The 18,919-nt window shown below is 25.8% G+C and carries 22 protein-coding genes and 1 riboswitch; of the genes, 6 read left to right on the forward strand and 16 right to left on the reverse strand.

Translation table 11 applies throughout. The annotated features are described in order from the left end of the window. Window positions 1–727: 727 nt before the first annotated feature. Complete coding sequence (locus tag ACYUET_RS18320) at window positions 728–1,132, reverse strand: pyridoxamine 5'-phosphate oxidase family protein (RefSeq protein ID WP_460282028.1); 405 nt, start codon at window positions 1,130–1,132, stop codon at window positions 728–730. A 141-nt stretch (window positions 1,133–1,273) separates the two neighbouring features. On the opposite strand from ACYUET_RS18320, the gene ACYUET_RS18325 reads away from it, so the two are divergent. Beyond that, window positions 1,274–1,594, forward strand: coding sequence for a winged helix-turn-helix transcriptional regulator (locus ACYUET_RS18325; RefSeq protein WP_460282030.1), 321 nt, complete (start codon window positions 1,274–1,276; stop codon window positions 1,592–1,594). A gap of 80 nt (window positions 1,595–1,674) precedes the next feature. On the opposite strand, the gene ACYUET_RS18330 is transcribed toward ACYUET_RS18325, so the two are convergent. The 10 genes from ACYUET_RS18330 to ACYUET_RS18375 form a co-directional block, all read right to left on the reverse strand. After that, complete coding sequence (locus ACYUET_RS18330; RefSeq protein ID WP_460282031.1) at window positions 1,675–3,420, reverse strand: M56 family metallopeptidase; 1,746 nt, start codon at window positions 3,418–3,420, stop codon at window positions 1,675–1,677. Window position 3,421: 1 nt separating this feature from the next. Beyond that, window positions 3,422–3,799: a BlaI/MecI/CopY family transcriptional regulator gene (locus ACYUET_RS18335; RefSeq protein ID WP_460282033.1), complete on the reverse strand. Its 378-nt coding sequence runs from the start codon at window positions 3,797–3,799 to the stop codon at window positions 3,422–3,424. A gap of 231 nt (window positions 3,800–4,030) precedes the next feature. Then, on the reverse strand, window positions 4,031–4,423 hold the full coding sequence (locus tag ACYUET_RS18340; protein WP_460282035.1) for an HsmA family protein: 393 nt from the start codon (window positions 4,421–4,423) through the stop codon (window positions 4,031–4,033). Window positions 4,424–4,425: 2 nt separating this feature from the next. Further along, entirely contained in the window at window positions 4,426–4,857 is a 432-nt protein-coding gene (locus ACYUET_RS18345) for a MarR family winged helix-turn-helix transcriptional regulator (protein ID WP_460282036.1), read from the reverse strand. Between the two features lie 20 nt (window positions 4,858–4,877). After that, the gene (locus ACYUET_RS18350) at window positions 4,878–5,339 is read right to left on the reverse strand and encodes a hypothetical protein (RefSeq protein ID WP_460282038.1); all 462 of its coding nucleotides are present in this window, start codon (window positions 5,337–5,339) and stop codon (window positions 4,878–4,880) included. Window positions 5,340–5,620: 281 nt separating this feature from the next. Continuing rightward, window positions 5,621–5,932 carry a DMT family transporter gene (locus tag ACYUET_RS18355; RefSeq protein ID WP_460282039.1) on the reverse strand — a complete coding sequence of 104 codons (312 nt, stop codon included), beginning with the start codon at window positions 5,930–5,932 and terminating at the stop codon, window positions 5,621–5,623. Between the two features lie 114 nt (window positions 5,933–6,046). After that, window positions 6,047–6,143, reverse strand: a riboswitch (guanidine-I (ykkC/yxkD leader). Between the two features lie 227 nt (window positions 6,144–6,370). Beyond that, window positions 6,371–6,838 carry a chemotaxis protein CheX gene (locus ACYUET_RS18360; protein WP_460282040.1) on the reverse strand — a complete coding sequence of 156 codons (468 nt, stop codon included), beginning with the start codon at window positions 6,836–6,838 and terminating at the stop codon, window positions 6,371–6,373. Beyond that, window positions 6,820–7,695, reverse strand: coding sequence for a response regulator (locus ACYUET_RS18365; RefSeq protein WP_460282042.1), 876 nt, complete (start codon window positions 7,693–7,695; stop codon window positions 6,820–6,822). The genes ACYUET_RS18360 and ACYUET_RS18365 overlap by 19 nt, the downstream gene beginning before the upstream one ends. Before the next feature lie 380 nt (window positions 7,696–8,075). Next, the gene (locus ACYUET_RS18370; protein WP_460282044.1) at window positions 8,076–8,987 is read right to left on the reverse strand and encodes an EamA family transporter; all 912 of its coding nucleotides are present in this window, start codon (window positions 8,985–8,987) and stop codon (window positions 8,076–8,078) included. A gap of 236 nt (window positions 8,988–9,223) precedes the next feature. Then, window positions 9,224–10,942 (reverse strand): methyl-accepting chemotaxis protein, encoded by a 1,719-nt coding sequence (locus ACYUET_RS18375; RefSeq protein ID WP_460282046.1) that lies wholly within the window; start codon window positions 10,940–10,942, stop codon window positions 9,224–9,226. 391 nt (window positions 10,943–11,333) lie between these two features. Here ACYUET_RS18375 and ACYUET_RS18380 point away from each other — a divergent pair, with 391 nt between their 5' ends. From ACYUET_RS18380 to ACYUET_RS18400, 5 genes are all read left to right on the forward strand, one after another. Then, window positions 11,334–12,137 (forward strand): SDR family NAD(P)-dependent oxidoreductase, encoded by an 804-nt coding sequence (locus tag ACYUET_RS18380; protein WP_460282048.1) that lies wholly within the window; start codon window positions 11,334–11,336, stop codon window positions 12,135–12,137. A gap of 218 nt (window positions 12,138–12,355) precedes the next feature. Next, window positions 12,356–12,676 (forward strand): DUF6442 family protein, encoded by a 321-nt coding sequence (locus tag ACYUET_RS18385; RefSeq protein WP_460282050.1) that lies wholly within the window; start codon window positions 12,356–12,358, stop codon window positions 12,674–12,676. Between the two features lie 12 nt (window positions 12,677–12,688). Next, entirely contained in the window at window positions 12,689–12,898 is a 210-nt protein-coding gene (locus tag ACYUET_RS18390) for a helix-turn-helix transcriptional regulator (protein ID WP_460282052.1), read from the forward strand. A 36-nt stretch (window positions 12,899–12,934) separates the two neighbouring features. Then, window positions 12,935–13,462, forward strand: a complete 528-nt coding sequence (gene lepB / locus ACYUET_RS18395; protein WP_460282054.1) for a signal peptidase I — start codon at window positions 12,935–12,937, stop codon at window positions 13,460–13,462. Window positions 13,463–13,556: 94 nt separating this feature from the next. Further along, window positions 13,557–13,874 (forward strand): hypothetical protein, encoded by a 318-nt coding sequence (locus tag ACYUET_RS18400; protein ID WP_460282056.1) that lies wholly within the window; start codon window positions 13,557–13,559, stop codon window positions 13,872–13,874. An 81-nt stretch (window positions 13,875–13,955) separates the two neighbouring features. Here the strand turns inward: ACYUET_RS18400 and ACYUET_RS18405 are convergent, their stop codons facing one another. The 5 genes from ACYUET_RS18405 to arsA all read right to left on the reverse strand — a co-directional run bounded on the left by ACYUET_RS18405 (window position 13,956) and on the right by arsA (window position 18,884). Continuing rightward, window positions 13,956–14,609 carry a CatA-like O-acetyltransferase gene (locus ACYUET_RS18405; protein ID WP_460282058.1) on the reverse strand — a complete coding sequence of 218 codons (654 nt, stop codon included), beginning with the start codon at window positions 14,607–14,609 and terminating at the stop codon, window positions 13,956–13,958. Between the two features lie 230 nt (window positions 14,610–14,839). Then, complete coding sequence (locus ACYUET_RS18410) at window positions 14,840–16,006, reverse strand: dicarboxylate/amino acid:cation symporter (protein ID WP_460282060.1); 1,167 nt, start codon at window positions 16,004–16,006, stop codon at window positions 14,840–14,842. A gap of 100 nt (window positions 16,007–16,106) precedes the next feature. After that, a complete protein-coding gene (locus ACYUET_RS18415; RefSeq protein WP_460282061.1) occupies window positions 16,107–16,517 on the reverse strand; it encodes an arsenate reductase ArsC in 411 nt (136 codons plus the stop codon). Between the two features lie 20 nt (window positions 16,518–16,537). Further along, window positions 16,538–16,867: an ArsR/SmtB family transcription factor gene (locus tag ACYUET_RS18420; protein ID WP_460282063.1), complete on the reverse strand. Its 330-nt coding sequence runs from the start codon at window positions 16,865–16,867 to the stop codon at window positions 16,538–16,540. A 268-nt stretch (window positions 16,868–17,135) separates the two neighbouring features. Next, window positions 17,136–18,884 (reverse strand): arsenical pump-driving ATPase, encoded by a 1,749-nt coding sequence (gene arsA / locus ACYUET_RS18425; protein ID WP_460282065.1) that lies wholly within the window; start codon window positions 18,882–18,884, stop codon window positions 17,136–17,138. Window positions 18,885–18,919: the final 35 nt, after the last annotated feature.

Below are 18,919 nucleotides of genomic sequence, written 5' to 3' on the forward strand. Positions count from 1 at the left end.
ATGTTCTAATTAAGTTATTACATTTATAATCTTTTATATAATTTTTATAGAAAACTATATCTTTAATTAATAATGTCTAGTTAGAAGCATATATATAATATATTTTCTATATAAGTTCCTCACTATAGTAATCAGTAATATCATTTATAGATATTCTAAGATTTATATTAATAAACAAACTTTATTGGAACTTATATATTAATATATTTAAAACATATCTTTATATTAATCTTTTCCTTATCTTTAGTTTTATATATGCTATTTTTAATATATTATCATTTAACTTTCTATGACTTTATTTTATATTACTTTTTTATAAATTTATGTGACTTTATTACACAAATTTATAAATTACACATTTTGATAAGTACCTTTTATATTCGATTTTCAGTATAACTTGTCTAAACGACAAAAAAATACCGTAAATTCACTTCTATAAAATATATTCTATAAATATAAACTCTATATTTAGAATATATTCTTTTGTGAATACTACGGTATATTAATGTATCAACTTATTTCCTATTTTAATATATATGTTCTAATTAAATTAATGCATTTATAATCTTTTATATAATTTTTATAGACAATTATATATTTAATTAAAAATATTTAGTTAGAACCATGTATATCATAAATTTTCTATATAAGTTCTTTACTATACTTGTGAGTCTTATCATTTATAAATATTCTAAGATTTATATTAATGAACAAACTTTATTCCAACTTATATATTATATTCCTTTGGTGGATTTCCAGAGAAATCTGCTTTTACGGCCTTCCATTCTTCAAGATAAAATATTTCAAATATAGGATTTTCTGCATCCTTATAAATTGATTTAACTAAATCACTAGACTCTATTATTTTTTTCTTAACTTCTATATCCTTTGAAAATACAACCTTACCTTTTAATCTAATCCAAGCAAAACTAGGACTTGTTGAGCATATTTCTACATAAGGATTTTTTTGAATTTCTGAAAATACTTCTTTTTTATTACTTGTACAAAAATACATCTTTTTATCTTCTTCAAGCATAAATTGAAAAGGACGTACTTTAGGTCTACCATCTAATCCTATTGTTGAAAAATATTGTATTGGATTTTCTTTTAAAAATTCTATTACTTCATTCATGTTAAATAACCTCCTATAATTGCTTCTTGCAATCTTTTTACTATAATATTATAATAAATCCATTCATATCAATTGTATAGTAAGCACTTCAAAGTGCTATAGTATCCTTTTGGATACTATTAGAAAGGTTGTGAAATTTATATGCCAAAAGAATTACCTGATTGTCCTGTTGAAATAACATTACAACTTATAGGTGACCGTTGGAAAGTTTTAATTATAAGAGATTTAATGACAGGTACAAAAAGATTTGGGGAGTTAAAAAAATCTATTGGAAATATAACTCAAAAAGTTTTAACATCAAATTTAAGAGCTATGGAAGAAAGCGGATTATTAACTAGAAAAGTCTATGCACAAGTACCTCCCAAAGTAGAATATACTCTAACTGATACAGGTTATAGTTTAGAGTCTGTACTAAATTCTATGGTTAAGTGGGGAAATGAATATAAAAATAAAAATTTATAACACAAAAAGCTATCTTAAAAACACCTTTATGAATTCAAGATAGCTTTTTTTCAATTATATTTTAAATATAGGCAACTAGTTTATTTATTTTCTGAATAATCATAGGTTATTTTTCCGTGACTATCAATCCTTACGATTACTTGATTTTGAATATCATGTGAATTTTCACCTATAAGACCTACAGTAATACTGCATGATACCATTGGATTTTCTTTAAATTCATGAGTATAAGTTTTTCCATTTACCCATGTAAAATTATAGGTTTCATCTTCAAAAGCATGAAATACTACTGGATTATTATCCATCAGTTCATGTCCATCAACATGAATGAACCATTTTAATTTATCTGGTATTGTTTCTGGTATTGTAAAGCTTATGCTTTTTTTATTAGTATCATAATTTATTGTTCCTAATAACATATTAACTGCATCATAAATTTCTGCTGGAGTTTTTTTGATTAAACCGTCTTTATCAATGTTTACAATCATCTTATTTTGAATATCATGCGGCGCATCCTTATTTATAAGTCCAACCATAATGCTACATGATAACATAGGATTTTCCTTAAATTCATAGGTATAGGTCTTTCCTGGTTTCCATATAAAATTATAGCTTTCATCCTCAAATGCGTGAAAAACTACTGGATTATTATCCATCAGCTCATGTCCATCAACATGAACAAACCACTTAAATCCATCTGGAATTGTTTTTGGTACCGTAATTTTCAAAATTTTAGAGTCTTTATCATATGAAATTGAATTAATAAAATTATTAACTAAATCTTTATTTTCTTTTAATAAATTAATTTCTTTTGTATAATTTAAATTTGGTGAAACTGAAGCCGCATTAACTTTTGGAGTTATAAAAGATGCAATGCAAATTGATGCAACTGCTAATGACATTACCCCTTTATAAACAATTGTAGATTTTTTAAAATTTGCCATGAATGAAATCCTCCTTTTAATTTCACTTTTTCCTCTATTAATTGAAATTGTTGATATTAAAGATTTATTATTTTTTGATACTGTCTTCGTAAGCAAAATAGCATATTCTTTTTTTCTCTTAGTAAGCCTTATTACACTTTCATCACATAACATTTCAGTATCCTTTTGAAAAGTAAAAAAGCTTATCCAAATAATTGGATTATACCAATTAATGCATAAAAATATTAAAGCTAAAAGATTAATAGTAGTATCCTTATGCTTTACATGATTTAATTCATGTATTAAGACCTGTTTGAGTTCATTTTTATCATATACACTATTAATTAAAATAACTGGTGAAAAAATACCTTTAGTCATAGATGAAACATCACCTGTTTTAAGTGATACATTTCTTTTTGTTCCTACAATTTCTTTACATTCATTTAAAATTGACAATGTTTCTTTATCATAACACTCAGGTATTTTATTTACTTTCATACTAAAATTAATATATGCACATAAATAATATGATAATAATATTCCTCCCCCAAATAGCCACAATATAATTAACTTATTTTTAATCCCCTCTCCCATACTATACTGTACAATAGAAGTTTCTATTTTTCCTTTATCCTCCTGAAGACTTTCTGTTAAATTTATATCTTTAAAATCTGTATTTTTAGAATCTGAAATTTCTGAAATATTACTTTTCTGATTGGTAATATTAAATATTTTTAGTTTATCTTCTGAAATAATTGGTATTAATAGTATCCTAACCAAAAGAATTATCCAAATATAATAATGAAAAAAAGCTGACATTCTATTTCTAAATATAACTTTAATTGTTAAAATACCCATTGCAATAACAGTAATAGTAATAGTCATATTCAGTAGAATGTCCAAGTTAATCACCGTCTTCCATTTTATTTATAATCTTCATTAACTCATCTTCATCTTTTTGTGATAAATTACTTTCCTTTACAAGAGTTGAAACAAACATTGAAAGAGAACTATCAAATACTTTTGCAAGAAAACTCTTAGCTTCCTTTATCTTGCATTCCTGTTCTTCAACAGCTGGTTTATACTTAAAATTTCTTCCAGAAGTTTTATCTGCTATGACAACACCCTTATCAACTAACCTTTTTAATAAGGTCTTAATAGTAGAATAACTCCATTCATTATCCTTTAAGTTTTCTACTATATCACTTAATTCCAAATCAGGTTGTTCCCATAGGACATTCATTATTTTCCATTCTGATTCACTAATTGAATATACTTTCATAATGCACCTTCCTATATTTATTTAAAGTTACAGTTGTAACCCTTAATCAAAGTCTACATCTGTAACCTTTAATTGTCAAGAAATTTTTGTAATTATATTCAAAATTTCACAAATAACTTCAATTAAGTTTATAACTCTTATTAAACTAACTAATAAATTATTATCAGTACTAAAGGTATAACAAAAAAATAGTAGCTCCATCTCACAATGAAAAGCTACTATTTACTTAAATTAAGCCATTCCTATAAACATTCCGATAATATATGGTACTAACCATATAATCCATACAGTTATACTAAATTTATGAAATATAACTTTTTTCTTTTCATCATCTTTATATAAAACCCATGTTGCCCATACTGCATGGAATAACATTAGTAATATAGCTAAAGCTCCAGTTATTCCATGAAGATTTTGATTAACAGAATTTAAAGTTGTAATTTTTGAATTAGCTATTTGCTTCATTGTAAATGTCCCCATTGTATCACATACTAATCCTAACCAGAATATTATAACATGGCTTTTCTTAAGACTCTTTGATTTTCTTTCTCCAAATACTCCTACTGTATATAATATTAATGCTAATGTAATTGCAATAGTGGCAATAATTAATTTAAAATCCATACTTATTTTTTCTCCTTAATTTTATTCTTTAACTTTAGTAAGCTAGTTCGTACTTCATTTACCTCTTCTTCAGTAAAATTTTCAAATACTTTATCAAAACTTTGATTAATTTCATTTCTAAACTCTTTTGCAAATTCTAATCCCTTATCTGAAAATGTAACATATGTGTTTCTTTTATCATTTTCATATTTAATTTTTTTAACATAACCGGCATTTTCTAATCTTGCAACTATTCCTGATACTGTTCCCTTTGCTAAAGACATCTCTTCACACAATTGAGATATATTTACTTGCTTATTATGTGCAATTAATTTAATAACCATAATTTGCTGATTAGTTAATCCACTATCTCTTAAACTATTACTAACTATACTCATTGTACTTGCATATATTTCCTTTATAAGCATAGCTATTTCAAAAGAATCATATTTCATATTATCTTACCTCTTATCTTTTAATTATTGTATTTTAATTTTGTAATTTTAAATTTTAATGAACTCATAACAAAAAGTACTCCTGCTACAAATAATGCAAGGCCTAATCCTATATAAAAATTTCCTACATATATAGGATTAAAGATTCCTAAATTTCTTATAGTTCTTCCTAAAAACATCATGAAGGCCATTATACAATAGCTTTTAGCATCAAAAAATGAAAATATACAATGTTTTTCTAACTGACTATTTATAATTCTTCTAGTGTGTTTATTAAATATTTTACTAAATATAAACTTAAAGAATATGTAAAATACTAAACCAGCAAATATCAAATTAGAAATAAATTTACCATTATTAATTGATACATCTTGTATTCCTAAATTTAATACTTTAAATCCTGCAAATCCCCAAACTATTCCTGCTATTAATAATAAAGTCCTCTTTTCTACTTTAGGTATATATTTTCTTAAACTTTTCAAAATATCATCTCCTATAAAATTTATCCCATAATAGTTTGCATAGAAACTAAAAGGTTCCTATGCAAACTATTATATGTATATAAATAAATATTGTCAACACATATAAATGTTCATAAAATAGAAAATACTGTAATTCATAAAAAATTACAGTATTTTTATCTAAATTTATATTTTAAATTGTTATTTATACTAAAAATAATTTTTAATCAAAACCAAACAACTATTTTTATTTATTAATATAATCCTCTTTTTAGTCTCTACAAATGTTAAATAATATTATATTAATTTAGTTTCAATCCAATGATTCCACTAATTATTAATAAAATACACATTATACGTACACAATTAAGCGGCTCTTTAAATAAAATAGTTCCTAGAATCACAGTTCCAACCGTTCCTATTCCTGTCCAAATTGCATATGCAGAACCTATCGAAAGATTCTTTAAAGATAATGATAAAAAATAAAAACTTCCAATCATACCTATTAAAGTTAGTACACTAGGAGTTAGCTTAGTAAATCCTTGTGAATATTTTAATCCAATTGCCCATCCTACTTCAAGAAATCCAGCTACTACCAAATAAAACCATTCCATAATTTTCACTCCTTAAATTAGTATATTATTACTTAATTAACTTCATAATATTTCTCTGACTAATTTAAAAATAAGAAAAAAAATAAAAAGCCTCTTGAGAAATATTATTAAAACATCTCCCAGGCTTTTATCCTTCCGTGTACACAAAACTACTTGTGTGTTTTCTCTCGGACCTGCCAGTTTTAACTGCGGAACCCTAGAAAACTATTTATACTATTATTTTTTAATATTACTTATTATTTTACCATAAAACAACTCTTCAATCAAATAAATGTATATTTTAAGTTAATTTAATATTTATAATATAAATTTAAACTAACATATGTATTATACAATTTAGAAAATTATTGAGCTTTAGGTGGAATAAAGTCCCATCTAAAACTCAATAATACTATTTGCTCTTAGAGTATTTACAGTATTTTAAAACAGATCATAAAATTAAATTGTATTTTTTTCTAAAGAAATATTAACTTCTATAATTGCTCCATTTACTTCCATAGATATACAAATAACTTTATCTGAACTTGAGTTTGCTGTAAATTTTCCATAAATAAGAGTTGGAGTAGATATATCTACAGTTATATTATCTTTTGAGAAATTAGTTGAGGCATTAGCTGTTAACATGTTAACAAGTTCTGAAATTGCACTTTGTGCTAATTCATCAAAGTTTTCAACATTCATTCCCATCATCATAGCTGAAGCAATTTTCTTTGCATCCTCTTCTTTCATTCCATATATAATATTTCCTTTAATATCTCCAAGAAGTCCAATAATAACTACAACTCCTGGGCTTTCTATAAATCTTCCTCTTAATGTAATATCTTTCTTTTTAACCTCTCCTAAACCTAATTGAGGCATTACATTTGAGAATGCATCTAAAACTGGATTTATATGATTGATATCCATTCACTTTCACCTCTTTTAAATCCTACATTTATTGATAAAGTTCCAAATTGAGTATTTACATTTGCAGAATAATTATTTTCTATTTCTGCTTTTGATATATTTATTGATTCTCCATGAAATGTAGTTGGAGGTGCTACCCTCAATCCAAAAATTTTATTTTTCTTATTTATCATTGAACATGCATTTCCACCAAACATATTTGCCATTTCAGCCACTACATTAAGTAATTCCTCATTATTTTTAGGATCTCTTCTTAATAAAACTTTTACAAGATTTTCTGCTGTAGAAAATGACATATCAAAAATCATTCTTCCAGAATATTTTCCTATTATGCCCATCACTATTGCAATTCCTTCACTATGAATTTCAATATCGGTATCACTTTCTTCTGTAACTTCAGGAACTGTTTTAGTAAGTTTATTAAATAAATCTATAATAGATTCTTTGAAAACTTTAGGATATAAATTTTCTAATTCTAAATATAATTCCTCATCTCCCATAACTCTATTTATTAATAAAGTTAATTCTTCTGGGTCTACTGGCTTTTGAATATATCCTGAGATATTAGTTTTTTTAGCTTTTTTTATAAGCTCATCATCCATCATAGCACTAACTACTATAACTTTAATATTTTTATCAATTTTATGTATTTCTCTTGTACATTCAAATCCATCAGTTCCAGGTATAGTCATATCCATAGTTACTAGATCTGGCTTTACTCTCTTAACTTCTTCAATAGCTTCTTCTAAAGATTGTGCTTCTCCTACAACGTTAAAACCATTTTCTGTCAAAGCATCTTTAAGTAAAGCTATTTGAAATGGTGAATCATCCACTATTAAAATATCCACTTTCTTCATGTGTACATACACTCCTTTTACATTTTATATACATTAAAACTATTTATTTTAACATTTATATCTACTTTATTATACAGTAAATCTTCTATGATTAATATTTCGATTAAATTTAGTATTTCTTAATAGTTAAAATTTTATATACTTCTAAAAAGAGTAATACACTTTTATTTTTAATATATATATTCTAATTAAATTAATACATTTATAATCCAAGATATAATTTTTATAGAAAATTATATTTTGGATTATAAATATCAAATTAAAATCATATATCATAAGTTTTCTATATCAGTTCTTCACTATATTTTTGTGAGTCATATCATTTATAAATATTCTAAGATTTATATTAATTTAAACTTATATATTCTAAATTATCTCTATTATCCTAAATTAAATTGATTATTATGTAATTTTACATTATCTTTTTTATTTAAAGTTGATAATTGTGGTAATATGAGTCCAATTAAAATTATTAAAACACCTATCCATTGTATTAAAGAAACTTTTTCTTTTAAAACAATAATTGAAACAATAATTGCCACAGGTAACTCTCCTGCACCAAGAATAGTTGATACGCCTGTACTTAAATTAGGAGTTCCTATTGCAAAAAACAATACTGGTAGCACTGCTCCGAAAATTCCAAGTACTATTCCATATTTCCATATACCTTCTGATAAACATCCATTAGCAAAATAGTCTGGGCAAAGTGTAAATGCAACTAATAATGCTCCTGTTGTTATACAAAAACTTCTATTAATAGAAGGTATTTGAGTTTCAACTCTTCCACTAAAAAATACAAATAATGAATATGAAAGTGCTGCTAAAAGTCCAAATATTATTCCCTTTAAACTCCACTCTACGTTTCCGCTATTAATTATACCACTAGCTAACATAGTACCAATAAATAATGTAATAACAGAAATTACTTTTAATTTTGAAGGTAATTTTCTTTCCACTATTGATTCAATAAGAACACCAATCCATGTAAATTGAAATAATAACACAACTGCAAAAGAAGCTTGTATACTTTCAAGTGCTAAATAATAAAAGATAGTTGTTAAGCAAGTTGTTATACCAATTAAAGTAAGAGATATAAATTGTTTTAGTGTAATTTTTGTTCTTGAAAAAATAAGCATTATAACAAGTATAGATAACCATCCAAATAAGAATTGACTCATAACAACATCTTTAAAAACGAATCCATCATTGTATGCTAACTTTACCAATGTAGACAAAATTCCATAACAACATGCTCCTAAAAATACAAATAAAGAACTTTTTAAAAATTTCATAATAAAACCCCTCTCTTTAGTGCTAAATAGTATCTTTTTAATTCTTTAAGTATAATTAATTTTCATCTCTCCTTCCAAAATAAATAAAGCCATATATTCTTCGTTTTGAAACCAAAAAACGAAAAATATATGGCTATAAAGCAAATAATAATTTTATTATTTAAATTCTATCTTAAATATATGTAAATTTCAAATATATAAATTTATTATCTTATTAATAAAAAGCATTTTTAAAATTAAATTTTAAATTTTAGTACCATTTCATTTAATACATTTGCAAGATAAGATTGTTTTTCGGCTGATTGTGATATTTGAAACATTCCTTGTGTTGTGTCATTAACATTGTTTAATATCTCATTAGAATTTTCAGCCGCTTGCTGAGTATTTTGAGCCATGTTTTGTATAGCTTCACTTATTTGATTTACTGTAGCATTTACTTCTTCCGTCATTGCTGCTAAATCTTCAGACATTTTGTGTACAAACCTTGCATCATCATTATATTGTTCTCCAGTCTTTACAAAATCATTATAATCATTAATTACTTTTCCATCTATAAAGCCTAAAACCCCTTCTGTGCTTGATGATAGATTTTCAAATGCTGTTTGAACTTTATCTACAGTATTATGTATAGTTGCTACTGTCTTAGATGATTCCTCTGCTAATTTTCTTACTTCTTCTGCAACTACAGCAAATCCTCTTCCATGTTCCCCCACTCTGGCAGCCTCTATAGCTGCATTTAAAGCTAATAGATTAGTTTGTTCTGATATAGATGCTATAGCCTGAGCCATAACTTTTATTTCATGTACAACCTTACCAGCTTCTATTGCACTCATTATTTGCTCTTCTTTTTCCTTATAAAGAACTTGTGTTTCATCACTTGAATTTTCCGCCTTATTTTTAACTCCAATTGCTCTTTCACTTATTTTGTTAGATTCTAAACTTCCATCCATAGCTTTACTTGAAAGTTCATTTATACTTGAATCTATTTCTTCAACTGAAGCTGATATTTCCTCAGCTACTGCACTTGAGTCATGAGCAGCATTAACAATTTCTTTGGTTGCTCCATTTACATTTTGTAATTTTAAAGTCATTTCTTCTACTGTTGCAGACAATTCTTGACTTCCTGCATTTAAGTCTCCAGCTTTTTCTCTTATAGCTTTTACAAGTTCCTTAACATTTTCTTGAGCTCTGTTTAAAGCTATACCTGTTTGAGAAAACTCATCTTTTCTTGTAATTTGTATAGACTTTGAAAAATTGTATTCTGCTAAATTTTCTGCAAAAGATCTTATTTTAGATAATGGTATAATTATATCTCTGGTCATGACTATAGTTAGTAAAACTCCTAATATTAAAGAAATTGCAGTTGCAATTATAGAAACTATAATAGTTGTTGAAACCATTTTAAGCAGTGATCCATTTTTTTCATCTACAGATGTATTAATTACATCTACAATACTTGATATACTGTTCATCCATTGTTTAATTGTTCCATCTAATTGATTATTTAAATTTATTGTTTCTTCTCTTGTTAAATCATTTCTTTTAGATTCCTCTTCAAATTGTTTTATAATATTAAATCCCTTTTCTTCCTCTCCCTTAACATTATTTAAAGCATTTTTTCCAACTGTTGTAACTAGTAACGAATCTAATTCTGTTGAAGCTTTCTTATAACTCTCTACAGCCAAGCTTGCTTCCTTTATATCATTAGCAATCTTTTCAGCATTATCATGTACTAAAGTATTTCTATAAGCAACATTGATGCTATTTAAGTCACCTCTCATTTCATAAACAAGATATAACTTTCTCATCTCTTTTTCTTGAATATCATTTGCTAAATTTTTCAAAGTTGCAACTTTAGTAATAGATACAAGTGAGACCGTAATAGTTAATAAAATCATAACAGTAAATGACATCATAATTTTGGCTTTTACATTAACATTTTTAAATAAACTCATATATACACTTCTCCTCTATAAATTTAGTTACATAACACACATTTATATTTCGTTTATATAAATTTATTCTTTAACCTAATTTTAACTATTTAGTTATATTAAATAATTTATAGTTGCAAATATATAATTTTTGTTCTTTTATTATTTATAAAAATACATAAAAATATATTTTTCCCTGCATTTAAATAAAATTTTGTAAATTAAAAAGGAATTTGACCACATTTTTAGAATAATATACCATATAGAATTTTTTAATTATTATAAATTCTATATATGCTTAATATTTAGAGAGTATTATCCAATATTTTTTTATAACATCTCTAACTTTTATCAATAAAAATATTTTATAAAATACTTATTGGATAAAAATAAAATATGGAAGAGGATGAAAATGGAAAAAGAACTACTTAATCAAATTGCTATTGTTACAGGTGGAAATGCTGGAATTGGAAAAGCAATAAGCTTAGAATTAGCACAAAGAGGTGCTAAAGTAATGATATTAGCAAGAAATGAACAAAAAAATGAAGAAATAAAAAAAACTATTGTTGATCAAGGAGGATATTCTGAAATCTATAAAGTAGATGTCTCTAATAAAGACTCTGTTGATACTGCTATTTCTGAAATCTATAAAAAACATGGACAGATAGATATACTAGTATGTAATGCTGGCAACTCAACTCCACTAAATTATCTTACTAAAATGCCTATTGAAGATATAGATGCTATTATAAGAACACATATTTATGGTACTATACATTGCATACAAGCATGTGGAGAAAAAATGAAAGAAAAAAAATATGGAAGAATTGTATTAATGTCTTCTCTTGGTGCTTATCATGGGGTTACTGGAAATGCACATTATTGTTTAGCTAAAGAAAGCTTAGTAGCTATGGGACAAACTTTAGCTAAAGAATTAGGACGTTATGGCATTACTGTTAATTTAATTCAACCTGGTTCTATTAATACAGAAATGAGCTCTCAAGTTTTAGAAGTAGCTAAAAATAAAGTTATAAGTGAAACTCCAGTTGCAAGAATTGGTCAACCTGAAGATATTGCATATGCCACAGCATTTTATTGTAGCCCAAGAGCAAGTTTTATTACTGGAGATATAATGAGAGTAGATGGTGGTTATATTCTTGAAACTGGTATGGATAGATTAGTTTTAAGTATGCTTGATCCTGAAATACTAAAATAAAATTTTAAAAAGAGATTTATATTGTAGTATAAAGTTTATATTAATAAAAGCAATAAATAAATTAATTTTATTGCTTTTATTTTTTTGTTTAAAAATATATAAATATTAAGTTAATCTAATATTGTCAAGTATACTTATTTTTTTGACAAGTATACTTGACATAGTTATCCCTATATATTATATTTATAGTTAAATAATGTAATAAGGAGGGTATATTTATGAGAAAAGAAGAAATTTTAGAAAGAAACAGAAAATCTAATGAAAATGTTGAAGATGAAATGGAAGAATATATTAGTGGTAAAGCTGGATTAAGTGCTAAACTAGCTTTTGCTTTAATTGTAGTAATCTTAGCACTTTTTAAACATTATAAGGGTATTCCTAACGAAGATGTTTGGAGCATTTTTTTTACTTATTGTGCAATTGAATCTTTATATAAATATTGCTATTTAAAAAATAAAACTACTTTATTATGCGGAATTCTTTTTAGTATTGCTGCTATATGTCTATTAGTTACATTCATTCTTTTAACTTATAAATAAGGAGTACTACTTATGGAAGAAACTTTAATTTTAAAAAACAAATTAAAAATAGCACGTGCTGAAAAAAACTTATCTCAAGGAGAATTAGCTAAATTAGTTAGTGCATCACGTCAAACTATTAGTTCAATTGAAACAGGACAATTTTGTCCTAGTGCAAAACTAGCATTATTACTTTGTATTGCCTTAGATAAAAAGTTTGAAGAATTATTTTATTTCGAATAGAATTTTTAATACTAAATTTAGGAGGTGCTTATTCTTTTGAAACAAAATATAAAAATTAAAAATAATACTCTCTTAAAAGACTGGTTAATTCCAGTATTAATAGCAATAATAATAGGACTTTTAATAAATAGATTTATATTTTTTACAGTTTTTGTTCCAACTGGTTCAATGGTTCCAACTATAAATATAGATGATAAAGCTATTGTAAGTAGAATTTATAATATGAAAAGTATGTCTAGAGGAGATATAATTGTATTTTATTCTGAAGAACTTAATCAAACATTAGTAAAAAGGCTAATAGGAATGCCTAATGATGAAATAGAAATAAAAGATGGAATAGTATTTATAAATGGACAAGAATTAAAAGAAGATTATGTAAAAAATAAAGATAACTATAATGGCATATTTAAAGTACCAGAAGGAAAATATTTTTTCCTAGGAGATAATAGACCAATTTCAAAAGATGCACGACTTTGGAAAAATCCTTATATAGATGAATCTGATATAAAAGGAGAGTTTAAATTTATATTTTACCCTTTTAAGGATTTTGGATCAATACAATAATAAAAGCTGTTTCAATATAAATAAACTATAATGTAATATGTATTTGTAATTAACTACGTATTAGCGATTATTTATGTTTCAGAGGTGATAAATAATGGACAAATCTAACATATTAAATTTGGATGAAGTCTTTTTTAAATTATTTGTAGAAGAAACTTTTTTTATCAATGGTAGAGGTGTTGTTGCGTGCGGACGAGTAAATTCAGGTGAGATTTCTCCTAATAGTGATGTTTCTATTACTGATGAATCAGGTTGCATAATACGATATGCAAAAGTTTCTACAATAGATTATGGCTTTATAAGTAAATCACACATTCCAAAATCGGCAAAAAAAGATTGGAATGTCAGTCTTTTATTAAAGGAAATTAGTTTAAAAGAAATTAATAGCGGTAACTATATTGTGATTGAGTAATATAAGAAAACAAAGCTGAATTGCTTAACGATTTTCTTAAAATGCGAAATAAGAGAAGCCATAAATGGCTTCTCTTAAAATTTACTTCATCCATTCTTCAATAGAAAATGCTATTTTTTGAATATCATTTATAAGTTTACAAGTATGATATCCATCAGCAACAGCATGATTCACAAATATCGAAAATGGTATTAGTATCTTGTCATTTTCTTTAAAATACTTTCCAAATAAAATACATGGAAAAAGCATCTTTGATTCACTATAAGTATCATTAGCATACCCAGTAAAACTTGTCCACGGGATTGAAGATATTGGACAAAAATTTTTAGGCGTATTAGGTTTTGCTTTTATTCCTTTTATATCCTTGTATTTTTCTAAATCATTAATTACTAGCTTATAAAATATAAAAAAGTCCTCATTATATTCTGTCCATATATCTGAAAAAGTCTTATCATCATCATGAAATATAGTATATGATGGATTAATATAATCCCAATACCCTAATTTATTATCTTCATCAAAACTCATTCTAAATTCTTTGTTTTGATTTATTGCTTTAGTAACTATAAATATAAACGTAGGATAAAATCTTAATTTTCTCTTTTTTATTTCTTCTAAAAGTTTAGTAATTTCTATATTAACAGTTATGTTATAATTACATTTAACAAGATTTATATAGTAATAAAAATGTTCCTTACGTTCCCAATTATCTAAATCAATATAATTAAACTTCAAATCTTATTCTCTCCTCTTCATAAATTCTCTCATTACCCTTTATTAAAGTATCCATTAATATAATTATAAAGTTTATTATAAAAATTATGTATACTTTTTATCTTATAAATTATCAGAGATTAAATTTTTTGTTTAAAATACTATTGATATTAGAATTCTAACCTAAAGTTGAAATTTTTTCCTTTAACTAATATGTTTCACTTTATAATAGCTACATAATTTATTGATATCTAATTTATATTTTTTCTATCCGCTATACCTGTAAGCATAAGTGTTAAAGCTCCATCTCCTGTAACATTACAAGCTGTTCCAAAGCTATCTTGAATAGCAAATATTGTTAGTATAAGTGCTGTTCCTGTTTCATTAAACCCTAGTACACTAACTATTAAACCAAGCGATGCCATAACAGTTCCCCCTGGTACCCCAGGTGCTCCTATTGCAAATACACCAAGTAATAATATAAATAAAACCATAGATGAAACACTTGGAAGCTCTCCATAAAGTATTTTAGATACTGTCATTACAAAAAATACTTCTGTTAATACTGAACCACAAAGATGTATATTAGCAAAAAGAGGAATAGAAAAATCTAAAATATCTTTTCTTAAAACTTTAGATTTTCTAGCACATTCTACAGCAACTGGTAATGTTGCAGCCGAAGACATACTTCCTACCGCAGTTAAATAAGCTGGACCATAGTGTTTTATAACTTCAAATGGATTCTTTTTTGATATAACTGCTGCAAAAAAGTATAAAGTAGCAAGCCATATAAAATGTCCTATCATTACAATAATAATAACTTTAAAAAATACCGGAAGATGGTTTGTTATAGTTCCTTCATAAGCTAATGTTGCAAATGTTGTTCCTATAAACATAGGTAATATAGGAATTATAATTTTATTTACTATACTTAAAACTATATTTTGAAACTGATCTAATAATTTTTCAAACATATCTGATTTTGTCCAAGTTACTGCTAGTCCAATCATAATAGATAAAACTAATGCACTCATAACAGACATAACTGGTGGTATATCTAACTTAAATATAATTTCTGGTAGTTGTTTTAAATTTTCTGCATTTGAGAAAATTGAAATCTTCGGAATTAATACGTATCCAAATATAGCTGAAAATGCTGCTGCACCAACAGATGATATATAAGCAAAAGATACCGCATAAACTAATAATTTAGAAGCATTGCTTCTTAATTTAGCTATGGATGGTGCTATAAACCCAATTATAATTAATGGTACTGCAAACATTACAATCTGACCAAAAACATATTTTAATGTAACTACAATATTCATAAAATAATCTGGTGAATAAAATCCAATTAAAAGTCCTAGAATAACTGATAATAACAACTTAAATATTAAACTATTAAAAATTTTTTCCATTAATAAATATTCCTTCCTATCTCTTCTCGTAATATTTTCAGATACTATATATTTATCTAATTTTTTTATATCTAATAAATACTACGCTTTATTATAAATGTTAATCAAAAATTAAATTATCTCTAATTCTTGTAGCTAAATCATTAACCTTCTCTTCAATCAACTTTGCAATTTTGATAAATTCTTCCTCATCTTTGCCCGTTGGATCTTCTAATCCCCAATCTTCAGTATGCTTTGCAGGTAAAAAAGGACATACAACATTACATCCCATTTTTATTACTATATCTACATTAGGTATATCTGTTAATAACTTAGATTTTTGTGTTTTATTCATATCTATATTGTATAATTTTTTTATTACCCTTACTGCATCCTGATTTATTTCAGGTTTTGTTTCTGTTCCAGCTGAATAGCTTTCAAAAATATCACTTGCATAAATTTTAGATAATGCTTCAGCCATCTGTGACCTACAAGAATTATGAACACATATAAATGCTACCTTTGGTTTCATTACTTTCCTCCTTTCTTATTTTATTGTTTATTATTTCTACAAGAACACTCGGAATTACAGATGCAATTTTCCGTTTCTGTAACTACATTCATCAAAAATAAAACTAATTTATTAGAACTAACCATATCTAATTTATAATAATTCCAAGTCCCTTCCTTTCTAGATTTAACTAATCCACAATCATTTAGTACTTTCATATGATGTGATAAAGTTGGTTGAGTAAAATCAAAGTGCTCTAATATTTCACAAGCACATTTTTCACCACAAGATAATATATCAATTATTTTAAGTCTATTAGGATCACTTAAAGCCTTAAATATCTTTGCATTTAATTCATATTTAGATTCCATAATTTCCTCCTTATATAGATATAAATCTATGTATAGATTAATATATCCTACTTATTTTGTCAAGATTTACATAATATATGCATTATGCATGTTTTAAAATAAATTTATAAATAAAAATACTTCAACCATAATTTTATTTAAAGTAACATTATGGAAGTATAACTACTCTACGTTTATAGATAAAGAGTTCTAAGTTTCTTATTTAATTAAAAATTTCTTTTAAATCTTACTTGAAACTAAGAACTCTATTAATAATTTTTTTATTACTTTATTTTATTAAATCTAATAATTTTTCTTCTTTTACCTCATCAACTTTCCATTCTATAACACCAAAGTTACCTTTAGATATTTCATTTACTTTATTTATCCACTTTATCTCATTGCTAGCCTTAGCTTTTAATATATCATTACTAGTATTTGTAGCATAAAGGCTTGAATTTATTACCCACCATTTACTATAAATTTCTGCTCTATTTAAATCTTCTTGAAGTCTCATAGCTTCATAAACTGGTGTTGTTTCTGCTAAGGTTACAATTATAACTTCAGTTTCTTTATCATTTTTTAATTTTGGTAAAAGCTTTATAACTGATTCTGGAATATCTCCTTCTGATCTAACAATTTCCCTATTATAACTTTCAGTTGATTCTAATAGCAATAAAGTATGCCCTGTTGGAGCTGTATCAATAACAACAACCTCATCTTCTGATCTTTCAACTATTTCAGCAAAAGCTCTAAACACAGCTATTTCTTGAGTACATGGTGATCTCAAATCCTCTTCAACATAAGCTATATCCTCTTCACTCATATTGTTTTCTCTTGCTTTAGTTAACACTTCTTCTTTATATTTTTCAAGTTCTTCCTTTTCATCAATATTACTTAATGAAATTCCATAACTTTCATCTAATACAAATTTTAAATGTCCAGCAGGATCAGTTGTTGTCAAATGTACTTTCTTACCCTTTTTTGATAATCCAAGTGCAATTGCAGCAGCTATAGTAGTTTTTCCTACTCCACCCTTTCCCATTGTAAATATTACCTTTTTATCATTTTTATATAGATCTTCAATTATACTATTTAGTTTTGGTATTTCAGTTATATTTAAAGTTTCATTATCAACTATGGTATAGTTGTCTTTTAATAATGATCTTACATTTTTAAGTCCTGTTATATTATAAGGTCTTAATGGAATCTCAAAAGTTTTAATCTCCTTTAATCCTTCTGGAATATCTTTTAGTGAATTTTGTTGTTTATCATAAATAGATTTAGATAAATAATCATCACATTCTTGAAGTACACCATTTACAATTAAAATTTGATTTTTAACTCCGATACCTTGAAGTTCCTTCGATGCTCTTTCTGCTTCTTTTAAAGGAGTTATCTCTGCTCTTGAAACAAGTATAAGTGTAGTTTTTTCTTTATCAGCTAAAGTCTCAACTGCTTTTTTATACATCTCCTTTTTATCTTCTAAGCCTGCAAGTTGACCAAGACATGATGCCCCATGAGTACTTTCACTGATAAAATTGCTCCATGCTGAAGGTAATTGAAGCATTCTTAATGTATGCCCTGTTGGAGCTGTATCAAAAATAATATGATCATATTCACTACTTATACTTTTATCAGTTATCATTGCTGAAAATTCATTAAAAGCTGCTATTTCAACTGTACATGAACCCGAAAGTTGTTCTTCCATATTATTTAAAACAGCTTCTGGTAACTTTCCTCTATAAGGACCTATAACACTCTCCCTATATTCAGCAGCAGCTTCTTCTGGACTAAAATTGGCAACTGTTAAATTAGGAACATCTTTTATTTTAACTCCCTTATTATTTAGTTCTGTATCAAATACATCCTGAAGATTTGAAGCTGGATCTGTACTAACAAGCATTATCTTCTTTCCTAAATCTGCTAAACTAACTGCTACTGCACAAGCAGTTGAAGTCTTGCCCACTCCACCTTTACCAGTAAAAAATAAATATTTAGTTAAATTTAAGTTTTCTAAATCAAACAATTTAAACATTTTTATCTCCCTTTCCTTATATATTGTAAAATGCA

The sequence above is a fragment of the Clostridium sp. CTA-5 genome (assembly GCF_054768135.1).